The sequence below is a fragment of the Luteibacter sp. ME-Dv--P-043b genome (assembly GCF_030209605.1).
In the GTDB taxonomy this organism is placed as follows: Bacteria; Pseudomonadota; Gammaproteobacteria; order Xanthomonadales; family Rhodanobacteraceae; genus Luteibacter.
Window position 1 is genome coordinate 100,637 of sequence record NZ_JARVRT010000014.1, and the last position, 16,607, is coordinate 117,243.

Annotated in this window: 14 protein-coding genes; 6 read left to right on the forward strand and 8 right to left on the reverse strand. The window is 69.3% G+C overall.

Going from position 1 to position 16,607, the window contains the following annotated elements:
* Window positions 1-49 precede the first annotated feature (49 nt).
* From cyoC to QRN34_RS08955, 4 genes are all read left to right on the forward strand, one after another.
* The gene (gene cyoC / locus QRN34_RS08940) at window positions 50-625 is read left to right on the forward strand and encodes a cytochrome o ubiquinol oxidase subunit III (RefSeq protein ID WP_240003947.1); all 576 of its coding nucleotides are present in this window, start codon (window positions 50-52) and stop codon (window positions 623-625) included.
* Window positions 622-1,020 carry a cytochrome o ubiquinol oxidase subunit IV gene (gene cyoD / locus QRN34_RS08945; RefSeq protein ID WP_285403908.1) on the forward strand — a complete coding sequence of 133 codons (399 nt, stop codon included), beginning with the start codon at window positions 622-624 and terminating at the stop codon, window positions 1,018-1,020. Before cyoC ends, cyoD begins: the two co-directional genes overlap by 4 nt.
* A 2-nt stretch (window positions 1,021-1,022) precedes the next feature.
* Window positions 1,023-1,799: an SURF1 family protein gene (locus QRN34_RS08950; RefSeq protein WP_285403978.1), complete on the forward strand. Its 777-nt coding sequence runs from the start codon at window positions 1,023-1,025 to the stop codon at window positions 1,797-1,799.
* Window positions 1,800-1,884: 85 nt separating this feature from the next.
* The gene (locus QRN34_RS08955; protein ID WP_285403910.1) at window positions 1,885-2,817 is read left to right on the forward strand and encodes a DUF535 family protein; all 933 of its coding nucleotides are present in this window, start codon (window positions 1,885-1,887) and stop codon (window positions 2,815-2,817) included.
* Here QRN34_RS08955 and QRN34_RS08960 read toward each other — a convergent pair.
* Genes QRN34_RS08960 through QRN34_RS08970 form a run of 3 tightly spaced genes read right to left on the reverse strand, consistent with a single transcriptional unit; the run spans window position 2,814 to window position 6,876 of the window.
* Window positions 2,814-5,297 carry a TonB-dependent receptor gene (locus tag QRN34_RS08960; RefSeq protein ID WP_285403912.1) on the reverse strand — a complete coding sequence of 828 codons (2,484 nt, stop codon included), beginning with the start codon at window positions 5,295-5,297 and terminating at the stop codon, window positions 2,814-2,816. The two genes, QRN34_RS08955 and QRN34_RS08960, sit on opposite strands and share 4 nt — an antisense overlap.
* Window positions 5,298-5,320: 23 nt before the next feature.
* Window positions 5,321-6,337, reverse strand: coding sequence for a FecR domain-containing protein (locus QRN34_RS08965; protein ID WP_285403914.1), 1,017 nt, complete (start codon window positions 6,335-6,337; stop codon window positions 5,321-5,323).
* Window positions 6,334-6,876, reverse strand: a complete 543-nt coding sequence (locus QRN34_RS08970; protein ID WP_285403916.1) for a sigma-70 family RNA polymerase sigma factor — start codon at window positions 6,874-6,876, stop codon at window positions 6,334-6,336. Before QRN34_RS08970 ends, QRN34_RS08965 begins: the two co-directional genes overlap by 4 nt.
* Window positions 6,877-7,070: 194 nt before the next feature.
* On the opposite strand from QRN34_RS08970, the gene QRN34_RS08975 reads away from it, so the two are divergent.
* Entirely contained in the window at window positions 7,071-8,783 is a 1,713-nt protein-coding gene (locus QRN34_RS08975) for a glycosyltransferase family 39 protein (RefSeq protein WP_285403918.1), read from the forward strand.
* Between the two features lie 36 nt (window positions 8,784-8,819).
* On the opposite strand, the gene QRN34_RS08980 is transcribed toward QRN34_RS08975, so the two are convergent.
* Complete coding sequence (locus QRN34_RS08980; protein ID WP_285403920.1) at window positions 8,820-9,443, reverse strand: YrbL family protein; 624 nt, start codon at window positions 9,441-9,443, stop codon at window positions 8,820-8,822.
* A gap of 134 nt (window positions 9,444-9,577) precedes the next feature.
* Here QRN34_RS08980 and QRN34_RS08985 point away from each other — a divergent pair, with 134 nt between their 5' ends.
* Window positions 9,578-11,494, forward strand: coding sequence for an LTA synthase family protein (locus QRN34_RS08985; protein WP_285403922.1), 1,917 nt, complete (start codon window positions 9,578-9,580; stop codon window positions 11,492-11,494).
* A 21-nt stretch (window positions 11,495-11,515) separates the two neighbouring features.
* On the opposite strand, the gene QRN34_RS08990 is transcribed toward QRN34_RS08985, so the two are convergent.
* The 4 genes from QRN34_RS08990 to QRN34_RS09005 form a co-directional block, all read right to left on the reverse strand.
* The gene (locus QRN34_RS08990) at window positions 11,516-13,747 is read right to left on the reverse strand and encodes a response regulator (protein WP_285403924.1); all 2,232 of its coding nucleotides are present in this window, start codon (window positions 13,745-13,747) and stop codon (window positions 11,516-11,518) included.
* A gap of 86 nt (window positions 13,748-13,833) precedes the next feature.
* Window positions 13,834-14,700 carry a cobalamin-binding protein gene (locus QRN34_RS08995; RefSeq protein WP_285403926.1) on the reverse strand — a complete coding sequence of 289 codons (867 nt, stop codon included), beginning with the start codon at window positions 14,698-14,700 and terminating at the stop codon, window positions 13,834-13,836.
* Entirely contained in the window at window positions 14,697-15,485 is a 789-nt protein-coding gene (locus QRN34_RS09000; protein WP_051938510.1) for an ABC transporter ATP-binding protein, read from the reverse strand. Before QRN34_RS09000 ends, QRN34_RS08995 begins: the two co-directional genes overlap by 4 nt.
* Entirely contained in the window at window positions 15,482-16,492 is a 1,011-nt protein-coding gene (locus tag QRN34_RS09005) for an iron ABC transporter permease (RefSeq protein WP_285403929.1), read from the reverse strand. The genes QRN34_RS09000 and QRN34_RS09005 overlap by 4 nt, the downstream gene beginning before the upstream one ends.
* Window positions 16,493-16,607: the final 115 nt, after the last annotated feature.

Sequence of the window (16,607 nt, forward strand, 5' to 3'; positions counted from 1 at the left end):
GCACGCTACGCCCGCCACCGTCGCGGATGGCCAGGACCTCGAGTTCTGGATGAAGGAAGACCACCACCCGGCCAACGGCACGTTGCTCGGGTTCTGGATCTACCTGATGAGCGATTGCCTCATCTTCGCCACCCTGTTCGCCGTGTACGGCGTGCTTGGCCGCAGCTATGCGGGCGGCCCTTCGGGTGCCGACCTGTTCGAGCTGCCGCTGGTCGCGATCAACACGACGATGCTGCTGCTGTCTTCCATCACCTATGGCTTCGCCGTGTTGGAGATGCAGAAGAACCGCAAGGGCACGATGATGGCCTGGCTGGTCATCACCGGCCTGTTCGGCCTGGCGTTCCTCGGCATCGAGATGTACGAGTTCGCGCACCTCATCCACGAGGGTGCCGGTCCGCAGCGCAGCGCGTTCCTTTCCTCGTTCTTCACCCTGGTCGGCACCCACGGCCTGCACGTGACCTTCGGCATCATCTGGCTGGTCACGCTGCTGTTCCAGGTGGGCCGCCTCGGCCTCACTGCCGCCAACAAGCGTCGCATCATGTGCCTGTCGATGTTCTGGCACTTCCTCGACGTGGTGTGGATCGGCGTCTTCACCTTCGTTTACCTGATGGGAGTGCTGCCGTGAGCGCGCACATCGAATCGCACGACCACCACGACGATCACGACGACGGCGCCAGCCACAGCACGCTGAAGGGCTATATGACGGGGTTCTTCCTCGCCGTGTTCCTCACCGCGGTGCCGTTCTGGCTGGTGATGGGCAAGGTGATCCCGAACGCGCAGACGCTGGCGATCGTGGTGATGTTCTTCGCCGCCATCCAGATCGTGGTCCACATGATCTACTTCCTGCACATGAACACGAAGTCGGAAGGCGGCTGGAACATGCTGGCGCTGATCTTCACCCTCGTGCTGGTGGTGATCACGCTCACCGGCTCGATCTGGGTCATGTTCCACCTCAACTCGAACATGATGCCGGGCATGAGCCACGACATGACCGAGCAGCAGGTCAAGAACCTGCCTTGAGCGTGGATGTTCCAACCACACCGAAGACGCCGCGCCGAACGCGCGGCGTCCTCGTTCTGGGGTTGCTGGCGCTGTGCGGCCTCGTGCTGTTCACCGGCTTCATGGCCCTGGGCACCTGGCAGGTGCATCGCCGGGCCTGGAAGCACGACCTCATCGCCCGCGTGGACCAGCGCGTGCATGCGCAGCCCGTCGCCGCTCCGGGCCGGCCCCAGTGGTCGACGATCACGACGGCCGACGACGAATACCGGCGGGTGACGATCACCGGCACGCTGTTGCAGGACAAGAGCGTGCGCGTGCGTGCCAGCACCGAGCTGGGCATGGGTTCGTGGTTGCTGACGCCGCTGCGCACGCCTGCCGGCGATGTGGTCCTCATCAACCGTGGCTTCGTCTCCACCACCTGGTGCGGCGGCAAGGCCAGCTGCATGCCAGGGCCCGTCGGTGAAACCACGATCACCGGCCTGCTGCGCATCAGCGAGCCGAAGGGCGCGTTCCTGCAGGACAACGACCCTGCGGGCGATCGCTGGTATTCCCGCGACGTGGCCGCCATTGCCCGGGCGAAGTCGCTTGGCGACACGGCGCCGTACTTCATCGATGCCGATGCCGCCTCGTCCCCCGGCCATGTCGATGGCAACGACGGTCCCGTGGGTGGGCTCACGGTCATCGCCTTCCCGGACAACCACCTCACCTACGCGATCACCTGGTACGGGCTGGCCCTGATGACCTTGCTCGGTGGCTGGGTGGTGTGGAAGGACGAGCGGAAAAGGCGCGCTTCGCGCTAGCCCCCGGCCTGGGCGTACCCCACGGTCCATTCCACACGCCACGGCGAGCGATTTCAATCCGGCGCCCGCCGAACGTCATGGGTAGATGCAGACGCACTACCCCCCGTCCCAGGCGATGCGCGATCTCACCCACGCCCGGGCCGGGTCGCGGCGGCCGAGAAGCGCGCTGGTGCTGGCCCTGGACCATCTTCGGCGACGTGCGGCGCTGCGCAAGCAGGGCGCGGCGCCCGAGCCGCGGCTGGCGTACCTGTTGCGCTCGCTGGCCGCGTTCCGTCGCCAGACCGCTTGGCTGGACCTGATCGGCCGCTCGCGCACCTTGCGGGCTGCGGCGGCTTTGAATCCCCGGGTCTACGAGCGCTGGCAGCGGCACTACATCTCCCGTGACTTCCACCTCGCCACCTGTGCGCGGCTGGTGGAAGCGCATTACCGCTTCATCGCGCGGGAGTTTCCCGAGCGCCTGCGCGAACGGCTGGTGCGCGGACACGACGTGCGCCTGGCCACCCTGCCGCTCGGCGACGGCAACGTGGCCTATCTGCATGCGCGCGCCCCCGAAGACGACGCCACGGGCGAACTGGGCCTGTTCCTGCTCAACGACGGCAAGGAGGTGATTTCGTCGTGCACGATCACCTTCGGTGGCGTCGAGGGGCTGCTGATCGGGGCCATGCGCGGCTCGTGGGCTTACCTCGGGCGCGAGGCCATAGGCCGGTTCACCCGGGCCACCGGTGGTCTGCGTCCGCGCGACCTCCTGCTGGCGCTGATCCGCTCACTGGCGGTCCATTACGGCATCGAGCGCGTGCGTGGCGTATCGCGCCAGGCCCATCCGCTGGGACGGCGTGACGGCGTGACGTTGGCGGCTTACGACCGATTCTGGCGGCGGCACGGTGGCGTGCCCGGCGCGGACGGTTGCCATGACATCCCTCTCAGGGAGCCTGCTGCCGTTGGCGAAGCAAGGGCGGCTTTCAGCCAGGACGCCTGCGCCGCGGCCTTGCAGGCGTTCACCCGGACGGGTGGCGCCTAGAAATCGTACGAACCGGTCAGCAGCACCACGCGGCCCTGGCGGATGGGGACGAAGGTCTCGTCGAAGTTCACCGCGTACAGCGTGCGGGCGAAGAGGTTCTTCACGCCCAGCGTCAGCTGCCAGTGCTCGCCGTAGCGCGACACGTTCGCTTCCACGCTGGCCTGCCCGGGAATGCCGAAGTACTGGCCGTCGTTGCTGGTGCGGCCGATGCTGCGGCTTCGCGCCAGGATGCCCGCGGCCACGCCCCAGGGCTTGATGTCGCCGTCGCCGAAGCGGTAGCTGCTCCAGACGGCCGCCTGGTGACGTGGCGAGCCGGTGGGTCTCGTATCGTCGTTGTTGTGAATGCGTGCCTCGGTGACGCTGGCGATGACGTCCAGGCCGTCGGCGATGCGGCCGGACAGTTCCAGCTCCACACCGCGATTGGTCTGGCCGGGGCCGGGCGTGGCGAAGAACGGCGCCTCCGGCGAGACCAGGTCCACGCTGTGGTCCACGCGGATGCGATACACCGCGGCGGTCAGGCGGGCGCGATGGTCGAACAGCTCGAACTTGCCGCCCGCCTCCAGCTGTCGGGAGGTGGCCACGGGCAGCGGCTGGCCGTCCTTGCCCAGCAGCGGATCCGGCTGGAAGCCGGTGGAGCTGTCCGCATACAGGGCCACCTCCGGCGACAGCTTGTAGACCATGCCCAGCTTCGGAATCCAGCGTGCCTTGCGCAGGGTGCGCGGGCTGCCGTCGGTCCAGTGCGTTTCCAGCCGGTAGGTGGTGCGCCGTAACGCGGCCAGCACGTTCCAGCGGTCGCCGATGACGATCTGGTCCTGCAGGTAGGCGCCGGCGTTGGTCTGCCACGATCCGCCCAGGGTCTGCACGGTGGTACTCACGGGCGCCAGCAAGGCGTTGAACCGCGCGGAAAATGCCGTGCCGGTGCGCAGGTCGTAGGCCAGTGGCCGCGTGGCGACGAATGCCTCGCGGTCGCCGACCGTCTCGCTGTCGCTGCCATCGGTCTGGGTGGTGCTGCCGCTGCCGCCGTCACCCGCATGGGTGCGGGCCAGGTCGAAGCCTAGCAACACGGTGTGTGTCACGTCACCCTGCCCGAAGCGGCGGGTGAGGTCGTTCTGCCAGGTCCAGTAGGTGCCCGTGTAGCGGAAGGTGCGTGCCACCGGTGAGAGCACGGCATCGCGGGTGCCGAACTCACTCGACACGTACGACCAGCTGCTGCCGTTGCTGCGTTGGCGCACGTACTGGCCCTGGCTGTGCAGGGTCCAGTCGTCGAACGCATGGTCGAACTCGAACACCGCGCGGCCGGTGCGATACGTCGACGTGTCGCCCGGCGTGCCAGGGACGGAGCGGTAGGGCGACGCCGCGGACAACGACGGACCCAGCAGCACGGTGTGCTCCGGTCCGGGCACGCGGTTGTCGACGAACTCCACGCCGCCCATCACGCGGGTACGCTCGTCGGCCCATGCGAGTGACGGTGCGAGGTAGGCGCCGCGACCGCCACCGTCGCCACGCGGCGTGGTCTCGCCACGCTGTCCCGCGGCCACCACCCGATAGGTGACCGATCCATCGGCCGATGCGGCGCCGGCCAGGTCCACGCCGAGCCGGCCGCCGTCGTAGCGGCCCGCCGAGTAGGTGAGCGTGCGCACCGGCTCCGCCTGGGGCCGTTTCATCACCACGTTGATCGAGCCGCCGAAGTTGTTGTTCTGCGACGCGTCGCCCAGGATGGCCTCGGGTCCGCGCAGCACCTCCACGCGCTCGATGCCGATCAGCGGCGGCAGGTCCTCCGTGCGCGCGATGCCGTTGGGCATGCCGTCGGTCATGCCGTGCCCCGCGTCGAAACCACGAATGAGGAACAGCGGCGCGCCGCCGTAGCCGTCCACGTATTGCACGCCGGCGACATAGCGCGCCACGTCGCCGATCCCCACCGCCTGCTGGGACGCGATCGCATCGCGAGTCACCACGGAAATCGACTGCGGCACGTCCATCAGGTGCGCGTCGTTGCGCGTGGCGCTGCGGGTGGTGTCGGCCTTGAAGCCGACGTCCTGCACCAGGCCCTGCACGTCCACCGTGGCCAGCGGCACCACGGCGCCCGGATCGAACGCCACCGCCGGATCGGCGGGTGCCGGTGTCGCGTTGCCGGCTTGCTGGCGCTGGCGCACCACGACCGTGCTGGCATCGTAGGACTCGCGCTCGAGGTCGGTGCCCCGCAGCAGCTGGTCGAGAGCGGCATCCGGGGTGAGCATTCCCTGTGCGCCGGCGGAACGCCAGCTGGCGATCGAGCCGGAGGCGGTCAGCACCTGCACGTTGGCTTGCCTGCCCCACGCCAGCAGCGCCGTGGTCAGCGGCTGCGGCGCGATGGCGAACGGCAGCGTCGCTCCCGCGGACGCCCCGGCAGGCGCGCCGATGACTTGCGCGGCGCGGACGGCGAGCGTCAGCGCGAGCGCGCCGGTAAGCATGCGCCGGCGCCCGCGAAGCGAATACTGCAACACCTGCGGCCCCGGGCGAATGGTCAGCGCGGCTGCGTACCCCGCGTCATGGCGGTCTGACGGGTGAGTTCGAGCCGGTCGGCATAGGTATCGACACGCAGCGGAAACACGCGCGGCAGCGCCGATACCCAGCTGTCGATGGTATCGACCTGCACCGTGCCGGTAAACGTCAGCCTGCCCAGCGCCGGGTCCGCGATGTGGATGGGGCGTGCGCTGTAGCGGTTGATGTTGTCCACCACCGAGGACAGCGGCTCGTCGACGAACGCCAGGCGGTGCGCGCGCCAGGCGGTGGCCGTGGCGGGATCGACATCCACGATGCGCATGGCCTGGGTCGCGGGATCGAAAGAGACTTCGCGGCCGGCGCCCAGTTCCACGGTGCCATCGTCGCCCTGTGCCGCGGAAGGCGACACGCGGACGCGTCCCTCGGTGACCGCGACCGTCACCCGGTCGCCCGTGCGCCGCACGTTGAACGCTGTGCCCAGGTCGCGGATGCGCAGGGGGCCGGCGTTGACCACGAAGGGGCGTTCGGCGTGGGCCACCTGGAAGAAGGCTTCGCCGGCGTCGAGGTCGATGGCGCGCTCGTCGCGACCGTAGCGTGCCGTGACCGACGTGGCCCCGCCCATCTCGATACGGGAGCCGTCGGGCAGGGCGATGTCGCGGTGGCCGGCCCGCTCGCTGGCATAGTGCCCGGCCGACACGCCGGGCAGGGGCCGCCACAGGAGGAAGGCCCCGGCACCGAGCACGACCAGGGCGGCCAGGGCCGCCGCCACGCGGACAAGATGCGCACGTGGGGAGCGCGGCGTGGCCGCAACCGGTGCATACCGCTGGAGGAAGCGTTCCCGCATCGACGGCGGCATGCCGGCGGCCTCTTCGGCCAGCGCGGAGACGCGCGCGAAGGCCTCGGCGTGGCGGGGATCGGCGGCCAGCCAGTCGCTCCATGCCAGAAGGGTGCGCTCCGGGAGATCGGCGGCGCGCAGGCGCACCCACCAGTCGGCGGCGCGGTGTTCGAGCGAGTGATCGGGGCTGGGTGTGGCGGTCATGAGGGGTTCTCCGCGCGATCGCGGCGTTCACGGCAATGCGCCAGGGCGTTGCCGACGTGGTAGCGCACCATGCGCTCGCTGAGTTTCATATCCCTGGCCACATCCGCGAACGCGCGCCCGTCGATCACGTGCATGACGAAGGCGCGGCGGGTCTTCGGCGGCAGTTCGTCGAGCGCCCGGCGCAGGTCGCGCCATTGCTCGAGCGCCGCGGCGTGCTGCTCGGGAATCGGCGTGACGTGCCAGTCGTCGGCGTCCGGGTCCACCGGCGCCAGCGCACGGACGTTGCGCATGCGCAGGCGGTCCACGGCCAGGTTGGCGGCCGCGCGGAACAGGAAGGCGCGGGGCGAATCGATCGTCGTGGCGGGGTCCAGCGCCAGCAGCTTCAGGTACACCTCCTGGGCCACTTCCTGGGCATCGGCCAGCGAATTCAGCCGGGCCCGCAGGAAGGCCACCAGGGCGGCATTGTGCTCGCGGAACAGGCCGACCACCTGCGCGGCACGCGTCCCGCCGGGTGAGGCGCCCGCCTCGGATCGATCCATGGGTTGTCTGACCGCATTCATGGGACGGGAATCTATGGTCGCACGGTGGGAAATCGACGCCCGTACGGGCAGGAACGAGCGCCGATTTCCGCACCGGCGAACACCCTAGACGTGCGGGCCGCAAAAAATTGAAATGCGACCCACCCCACAGCGGTAAGCCATTCGTCAGCGCGGGCCGGTGAAGGTCGGCTACGATGGCCGCCGACTCCGGCCAGCCCGCGCTTTTCATGCACTCGAACGACGATCGATCACGCCGCGACTTCGCCTGGTTCATGCTCATCGCCCTGGCCGTGCTGGCGGCGGGCATCGGCCTTCGCGACCCCTGGCCGCCGGACGAACCGCGCTTCGCGCTGGTGGCCCGGCAAATGCTCGAATCCGGCCAGTGGCTGTTCCCTCACCGTGGCGCGGAGCTGTATTCCGACAAGCCGCCGATGCTGATGTGGACCGAAGCCGCGTGGATGTGGCTGACCGGCGGCTGGCGTGGGGCCTTCCTGCTGACCTCGCTGCTGTCCGGCCTGGGCACGCTGGCGCTGGTGGGGTATGCCGGGCGTCGCCTGTGGAACGGCCGCACCGGCCTGTATGCGGCGATCCTCGTGCTTGCAACGATGCAGTTCATCGACGTGATCCGGCACGCGCAGATCGACCCGCTGTCGTTGTTCTGGATCACCGCCGGCAACGTCGGCATCCTCGTGCACTGCCTGCGCGGCCCGGACTGGCGGATGTACTGGCTGGGCTGCTTCGCCGCCGGCCTGGGCGTCATCACCAAGGGGGTGGGCATCGTCGCCCTGTTGATGCTGCTGCCGTACGTGGTCATGCGCGTCCGCCAGTGGCCCGGCATCACCCGTACGCAGGGCGATGGCTGGCGCTGGGCAGGCGGTGCGTTGGCCTTCCTGCTGGCGATATCGCTGTGGCTCGCGCCGATGCTGGTGGCCGCCTACGGGCTGCGCACGCCCGAATACCTGGCCTATGTGCAGGACATCCTCTTCCGGCAGACCGCGGAGCGTTACGCCAATTCCTGGCAGCACGCCGAGGCGCCGTGGTTCTTCCTCGGCGTCATCGTGCAGGACTGGTTGCCGGTGTGGCTGCTGGTCCCGCTCATGCTGCCGCGCTGGCGCGAGGCGCTGCGCCTGCGCGAGCCGCGCGTGTGGATGCCGCTGGTGTCCTGCCTGCTGATCCTGGTGTTCTTTTCCATCCCCCGTGGCAAGCGGGCGATCTACATCCTGCCCGCGCTGCCGATGCTGGCGCTGGCCATGGCGCCCTACCTGCAGGACCTGCTCAAGGCGCGCTGGCTGCAACGGCTGGCGCTCGCTGTCACCGTCGCCTGCGGGCTGGTGTTCGGTGGCGTGGGCCTGTGGGCGCTGCTGGCCCATCCCCGTGCCGCGCAGAAAATGGCGGCGCGCTACGAACTGGCCGATGGCGGGCAGGTGCTGTGGATCGCGCTGGTCGTCATCGGCGCGCTGTTTTTCGTCTGCGCCGCCGTCGGGCGGTCGCGCCGGGGCGTGCTCGCCCTGCTGGCCGGCATGGCGGCCGGCTGGATCGCCTGGCCGCTGATGACCTACCCGGCGCTCAACGACAACGAATCGGCCCGGCAGGTGATGCAGCGGGCCGACCAGGCGATCGGCCCGGACGGCCAGCTGGGCCTGGTGCTTTGGCGGGAGGAAAACCTGTTGCAGGCCGTGCGCCCGGTGAAGGAGTTCGGGTTCAGTCGCAGCGCCCCCGCGCAGCTGGCCGACGCCCGTGCGTGGCAGGCGCAGGACCCGGCACACCGCTGGCTGCTGGCGACCGACGAGGCACTGGACGGCTGCGTGGTGAGCGGCCAGGCGCAACGGCTGGGCACGGCCAACCACCTGGATTATTTCCTGTTGCCGTCCTCGGCGTCCCGGCCGGGCTGCACGCCGCACCCTTAAGCAGGGGCGGCGCAGTACCCCGGCGGAGCGCGCGTGTCAGCGGGAAGGCGCCTCGGCGCGGGTGCGTTTCAGCATCCGCTCGTATTTCTTCGTGGTGCGCGAGGCGTTGTGCGCGCGGCTCATCGAGCAGTGCGGGATGATGTTCTTCTCGCCGAAGCCGTCGATCATCACCAGCCGCGGGCCACCACCGCGCGAATCCTCGCCGTAGACCACGTTCCAGGCGTGCAGGTCGGCGGCGATGACGTTGTGCGCGAGCAGGCGCGCGTGGAATGCCTCCAGCTCGGCCTGGGTGGTGGCGGTGAACCCTTCGGCCTTGACCCAGTCGTGCAGCGTGATGGCCAGGCCGCCATCGGGACCGCGCACCTTCTCGACCACCTGGCCCAGCCCGATGTCCGTCATCTCGAGGCCGACCACGCGGGCGATCGGCACGCTGTCGTAGCCGCCGGTATGGATGGCGGTGACGTACTCGCGGAACTCGCGCACAAAATCCTTGTACGGGCCGCTGCGGGCCCGCCGGCGATACCACGGGACGGCGTCCCAGCGCTCCTTGATGGACGCTTCCGAGATCACCTTGATCAGCAGGTCGGGCCGGTCGGGATGCTGGTACACCTCGCGCACGTGCCCGGTGGCGATCGGCGTCGCCTCGGCCAGTCTGAACATCGCAAAGATCCTCGTGCGGCGGGCCGAAAGCCGGCCGTAAGTCGTTCGTCGGGCGCACAGTGTAAAGTCATGCGCCTGTAACCTGGCATTTTCACACGCGTGGCGACCCGCCGCGCCTGCTCCGGACCTCCATCGTGCGCAAGCTCACCTGGCGTTTCATCGCCGCCGTCCTCGTTTTCCTGACGCTTTCGCGCGTCGCGCTTTCCGCTTGGCAGTGGACCCGCGTCCACGATGCCGGTGGCCTGTGGCCCGTGCTGCTGGGCGGCTGGCGCATCGACCTCTCGCTGCTGGCGATGGTGGTGGCCCTGCCGGCGCTGCTCTCGCCATGGCTGGGCCATCGGCGCTGGCCCACGCGCATCGCGGCCTGGTGGCTGCGCCTGTGGTGGCTGCTCTATGCGCTGCTGGAAGTGTCCACGCCGCAGTTCATGGTCGAGTACGACACGCGGCCCAACCGGCTCTATTTCGAATACCTGACCAGCCCGCACGAAGTCGCGGCCATGCTCTGGAACGGCTACAAGCTGTCGGTGGGCCTGGGCCTGGTCGCCTTCGCGCTGATCGCCTGGATCGGCTTCCGCCTGTTGCCCACCCGCCAGCCCGACCGCCGGCCCGTACGCGGATGGATGCGCCCGGTGGCCACGGTGCTCACCTTCGCCGTACTGTTCCTGGCCGCGCGCGGCACCTTGCAGCATCGTCCGCTGAACGCGTCGCAGGTGGCCTTCACCAACGACGCGATGGTCAACACGCTGCCGCTGAATTCGCTCTACAACGTGCTCAACGCCGCCCTGGCGCTGGGCAACGAACGTTCGGCATCGGCCGTGTACGGCAAGATGCCGGACGACGAGATGAACGCCATCGTGCGCCGTGCGGCCGGCCTGGACGGTGCGCCGCTCGATCCGCAGTACCCCAGCCTGCACCGCCAGGAACCGACGCGGCAGGGCGACAAGCCGCTCAACCTGGTGATCATCCTGGAGGAAAGCCTGGGCGCGCAGTTCGTCGGCAGCCTGGGCGGCGCGGGCTACACCCCTGAGCTGGACAAACTGTCCAACGAGGGCTGGTGGCTGGAGCGCACCTACGCCACGGGCACGCGCAGCGCGCGCGGCCTGGAGGCGGTCACCACGGGTTTCCTGCCCACGCCGGCCGAGGCGGTGCTGAAACTGCCGCGCAGCCAGCGCGACTTCTTCACCCTCGGTGCCTTGCTGGATACCTTCGGCTACCACACGCGCTTTCTCTACGGCGGTGAAGCCCACTTCGACAACATGCGCTCGTTCTTCTACGGCAACGGCTTCAACGAGGTGGTGGACAGCGCCACCTTCAAGACCAAGCCCGCGTTCGTCGGCTCGTGGGGTGCGTCCGACGAGGACATGTTCAACGAGTTGCACCAGCGGCTGCTGGATGATGGCGAAAAACCCACGTTGACCGTGGCCTTCTCCGTCTCCAACCACACGCCGTGGGAATACCCGTCGGGCCGCATCACGCCCGAGGGCGATCCGGCCAGCAACGCGAACGCGGTGCGTTACGCCGACTGGTCGATCGGGCGTTTCTTCGAGCGCGCCAAGCAGTCGCCGTACTGGAACCACACGGTGTTCCTGATCGTGGCCGACCACGATGCCCGCGTGTTCGGTGCCAGCCTGGTGCCGGTGCGTCATTTCCATATCCCGGCCCTGATCCTGGGCGCGGGCGTGCCGGTGAAGAAAGACGAGCACATCGTCAGCCAGGTGGACCTGGCGCCCACGCTGCTGTCGCTGATCGGCATCCGCAGCGAGCACCCCATGCTGGGTGCGGACCTGACACAGCGTTACCCGGATCGCGCGATCATGCAGTACGGCGACAACTACGGTTACCTCAAGGGCGACCAGCTGATCGTGCTGCGGCCCAACCAGGCGCCGACCCAGTATCACTACCTGCTCGACCATGAGTACTCGGCCGACGGCGAGACGCTGCAGCCGGAAGCGGTCGATCCGTCGCTAGAGAAGACGGCCCTTGCCCATGCGCTGTGGCCCAGCTGGGCCTACAGCAAGCAGCGTTACCGCCTGCCGCCGAAGGAAAAGTAGGGCGTGTGGCTGCCGCGGCGTTCAGGGCCGCGGCAGGGCCCGGGCCACCGTCTCGGTAAGCGCCGCGTACGTGAACGGCTTGGCCAGGCGGGGCAGGTCGTCGCCGGCACCGCCGGCGATGTCCGCATAGCCCGTGACCAGCACCACCGGCAGGGCCGGATCGTGTTCGCGCACGCGCTGGGCCAGCTGCGTGCCGGTCATCTGCGGCATGGCATGGTCGGTGACCACGAGATGGACCCGCGTGCGTTCGAGCAGCCGTAGGGCTTCGGCACCGGAGCGCGCCGCCAGCACGCGATAGCCCATCGCTTCCAGCATCTCGATCGTCGTCGCGCGCACCAGGTCGTCGTCGTCCACGGCGAGGATCACCCGTGTCTCGTCCGGAGCCGTCGCAGCGACTGCGGGCACCGGTTCGATCGCCAGGCCCGACGTGGCGGCAGGCGTCTGCGCATCCACCGCCGGCAGCCAGATTTCCGCCGTGGTGCCGACATCGGGCCGGCTGGACAGGATCAACGTGCCGCCCAGTTGCTCGGCCAGGCCGTGCACCATCGACAGGCCCAGCCCCGTTCCCTTGCCCACGCCCTTGGTGGTGAAGAACGGCTCGGTCGCCCGCTTCAGGGTCGCCTCGCTCATGCCCGAACCGGAGTCGGTCATGGAGAGGCGGACGTAACGCCCCGCCGCCAGCGCGCCATCGTCGGCGGGTACCTGCACCTCGTCGGTGGCGATGGTAATGGTGCCCACGCCATCCATGGCATCGCGTGCATTCACCGCCAGATTGAGCAGGGCCGATTCCAGCTGGTTCACGTCCGCCTCCACCACCGCCGGTTGCGCGCCGAAGCGCGTCTCGACGATCACGGTGCTGCCCAGGGCGCGTTGCATCAGTTCGGTCATGCCCTCGACCAGGTGGCGTACGTCGACGCGTTCGGAGGTCAGCTCCTGCCTCCTCGCGAAAGCCAGCATCCGTCGCGTCAGTACCGCGCCGCGTTCGGCACCGCTGCGCGCATTGTCGACCAGGCGCAACAGCAGGGGATCGGGCGGCATGCGCTCGCGCAGCAGCTCGAGGCTGCCCTGCACGGCCATCAGCAGGTTGTTGAAGTCGTGCGCGATGCCGCCGGTGAGGTTGCCCAGCGCCTCCATCTTCTGCGCCTGCATCAGGGCCTGTTCGGCCTGCATCAGCGCCGCGGTGCGTTCGCGCACCTTTTCCTCCAGCGATTCGCGGAAGCGCCGCTCGCCATCGCGCACGGCCGCCTCGGCGCGTACGCGCTCGATGTGCGCCCAGGAACGCTCCACCACTTCCGTCAGCAGGGCCAGGTCGTCGGGCTGCCAGACCCGCGGCTCGCGCTGGTGGATCGCCATCAGCGCGGTCAACCGGCCGCCGCGTATCAGCGGCATGCACACCGTGGCCGCGGCACCGAGGGCGCCGAAGGCCTCGGCTTCCTCGGCCGACAGTTCGGCATGGCTGTCGTTGAGCACGAACGCCTCGCCCGCGGTGAGCCGCGTGACGGCCAGGCGCCCGAAATCGGTGAGCGTGTATCGCCCCACGATGCTTTGCGATCCCGGCGCGGCCCAGTCGCCACGGATGGTGAAGGCGTTCTCGTCGTCGTCCATATCGGCATAGGCGCAGATGGACACGCCGAGGTACTTGCCCAGCATGCGCGTCGTGGTGGCCAGCAGGGCATCCGCGTCCGTGTAGCGGGCCGTGGATTCCCGCAGCGTGTCCAGGAAGCGCAGGCGTGCCTCGTTCGCACGGATCGACTGTTCCGCCCGCACGCGCTCGGAGGTTTCCACCACGATGGCGATGACACCGGCCGGCTGGCCGGATTCATCGATCACCGGCGAGTAATCCAGGTTCATCCACACCGGCTCGGGCCGGCCGTGGCGGTGCAGCGTGAGCTCCTGGTCCTTGTAGGCCAGCGTGCCGCCGGCCAGGCCGACACGCATCACGTTGTCGTTGAACTCGGCGACTTCGCTCCAGCCCTCGCGCACCTCGGAGCCGAGCAGGTCGGGATGACGCTTGCCGGCGAACAGGGAGTAGGCATCGTTGTAGATCATGTAGCCCCGCTCGCCCCACAACAGCACGATGGGCACAGGCGAACGCAACAGCAGCCCAGTGGCGGTACGCAGACTCTGCGGCCAGTCGGCGAGGGGTCCCAGCGCGGTGCGCGACCAGTCGAACGCCCGGATGAGCGCACCCGTTTCGCCGCCGTCGTCCAGCCAGGATCGATCGGGAAGCGAATCGGCGGGGTCACGGGACATGGACATCACATTCCGTCGGCGGGGCGGTCGAGGGCCAGTCTAGGAAGGGCGATGTGATGGCGACCGCAAGGTCATGCGACGGCATGTCAGTGCACGCGACCACGGGCCTGGTCGAGCACCCGGCACAGCGTTTCCACGCCGGGCAGGATGGACGGCGACGGCAGGACGAGGGTGGGTGCATCCAGGGCGATCACGTTGCCGTGCTTCACGGCGGCGAGGAACGGCGTTTTCCGCCAGGCGGCCAGCGACTCCGTCGCCTCGGTGCCGGCGAGGATCACCTCGGGATCGCGGGCCAGCACGGCTTCGCGGCTCACGGTAGGCGCCGCCTGGGTCAGGTCGGCGAAGAGGTTGCGACCACCGCACAGGGTGATCGCATCGTCGACGATCTGGGCATGCCCGATCGTCATCAGGGGCCTGTCCCATACCTGGTAGAACACGCTGATATTCGCCTTGCCGGCGTAGCTCGCGCGCAGGGCGGCCAGGCGGGCGTCGAAGGCATCCGCGTTGCGACCGGCCACCGCGGTCGTGCCGGCCAGCACGCCGAAGCGACGGGTGGCATCGGCCACGTCGGCCAGCCGTGTCGTCTCGGCGAAGAACACCGGAATGCCCAGGCGGGTCAGCTTGTCTACCTGCGCGGCCGGCGTGCCGCTGCGCCATACCACGATCAGGTCGGGCTTCAGCCCTACGATGCGTTCAAGGTCCAGCATCGTGGCATCGCCCACCACCGGGATGTGCTTCGCCGCCGCCGGGTGCTCGCTGAAGCGCGAGGTGCCGACCACGTAGTCCCCGGCGCCGGCGGCGAATAACGCGTCGGTGATGTTGGGCGCCAGGCTGACGATGCGATGCGCCGGCTGCGCCAGCGTCACGCGGTGGCCCGCGTCGTCGGTGACGCTCACCGAGGCGGCGGCGGGAAGCGCGAACAGCAGCGCCAGCAGGAGGCAGATACGGATCATGGGGCGTTACCGTCGAGGCGTTCGGCGCGGAAGAACAGCTCGTCGCCGAGCGTCACGCCATGGATCGGATGGTGGAAGGCGGCGGACAGGTGGGTGCTGGTGATGACCGCATCACGTGGCCCGGCCAGCGCGCCGCCGCGGCCGTCCAGCAGCACGGCGTGCGTCGCGTGCTGGTAGGCCAGGTTGATGTCGTGCACGGTGTAGACGACGGACGTGCCGTGCACGCGCGCCACGCGCATCAGTTCGTGCAAGGCCTTCATCTGGTGGTGAAGATCGAGCGACGACAGCGGTTCGTCCAGCAGCATGATGTCCACGTCCTGCGCGAACAGCGTGGCGATGTTCACCCGCTGGCGCTCGCCGCCGGACAGCGTGGTGACGTCGCGGTCGGCCAGCGGCTGCAGCGCGAACGTTTCCAGCGCCTGCCGCGCCGGCCCGGCGTCGTCGTCGCCCCAGGCCCAGAACGACAGCCGTGGGTGGCGCGCCGATACCACCGCCTCCATCACCGAGAGGGAAAAGGCATCCACCACGGCCTGGGGCAGGAAGCCGCGTCGGCGCGCGAGGTCCAGTGGCCGCCAGGCAGCGATGTCGCGATCGTCCAGCGACACGCGACCGCGATCCGCCGGGCGCAATCCCGCCAGCGTGCGCAGGAGGGTGGACTTGCCGGCGCCGTTGGGGCCGAGCACGCACCATACCTGGCCGGCATCGACGGTCATGTCGAGGGAGCCGACCAGTTCCCGCCCGCCCATGGTCAGGCCGAGGGCCGCGGCGACCAGGCGATGGCTCATCGGCGGCCCACCAGCAACACCATGAAGGTGGGCACGCCGATCACCGCCATCACCGCACCCACCGGCAACTGGATGGGCTCGGCAACGATGCGTGCCAGCACGTCCGCCACCACCACCACGATGCCGCCGCCCAGCGCGCAGGCGGGCACCAGCACGCGCTGGTCGTTGCCGACCAGGCGCCGCAGCGCGTGCGGCACCACCAGCCCGACGAAGCCGACGGTGCCCGCCGTGGTCACGGCCACGGCCGTGGCCAGCGAGGCGACGAGGAAGATCGCCGCCTTCACCAGCGGCGGCCGCACTCCCAGCGCGCTGGCGGATTCCTCGCCGCGCAGCAGCAGGTTCAGCGGCCGGCCCAGCGGTGCCATCAGCAGCACGCCGGCCAGCAGGCTGGCGATGGGCACCCACGGATCGGCCACGGCGCTCAGGTCGCCCATCATCCAGAACAGCATGCCGCGAAGGTTCCGGTCTGGCGCCAGCACCAGCATCATGCTGACCACGGCGCCGAACCCGGCGCCCAGCATCACGCCGATCAGGATCAGGTCGGTGGCGTCCTCCCGATGCGCGGCGCGCTGTCGCGACAGCAGGTCGCGATGGGCCAGCACGAACACGGCGACACAGGCGACCAGCGCGCCGGCGGCGGCGCCCAGCGTCGTGACGACGGCGCCCGCGCCGGCCAGCATCGCACCCAGCGCGCCGACGGACGCGCCGCCGGACAACCCCAGCGTGTACGGATCGGCCAGCGGATTGCGCACCAGGATCTGCATGAGGCAGCCGGACAGCGCCAGCAGCCCGCCCACGCCGTAAGCGGCAAGGGAGCGCGGAATGCGCAGCTCCCACACGATGGCGTGCATCGGTGTATCCACGTCGTGCCACAGCGCCTGCCACGAGGCGGCCACGGTGGACTCCGCCCCGCCCAGCAGCACGGAAACCAGAAGCACCGCCAGCGACGCCAGCAGCATGCCCGACCAGAGCCTCATGGCCGAGGCGAACGTGGCCGTGCGCGGCATCCGCGTTGTCCTGCCCTTGCTTGGCACCTGCACCCGGCTCCCGTAGCGGTTTGGCAGGATAAAGGATTCACGCACGCATGGCTTACCATTCCTCTTTTCGTACGTGAACCGGAGC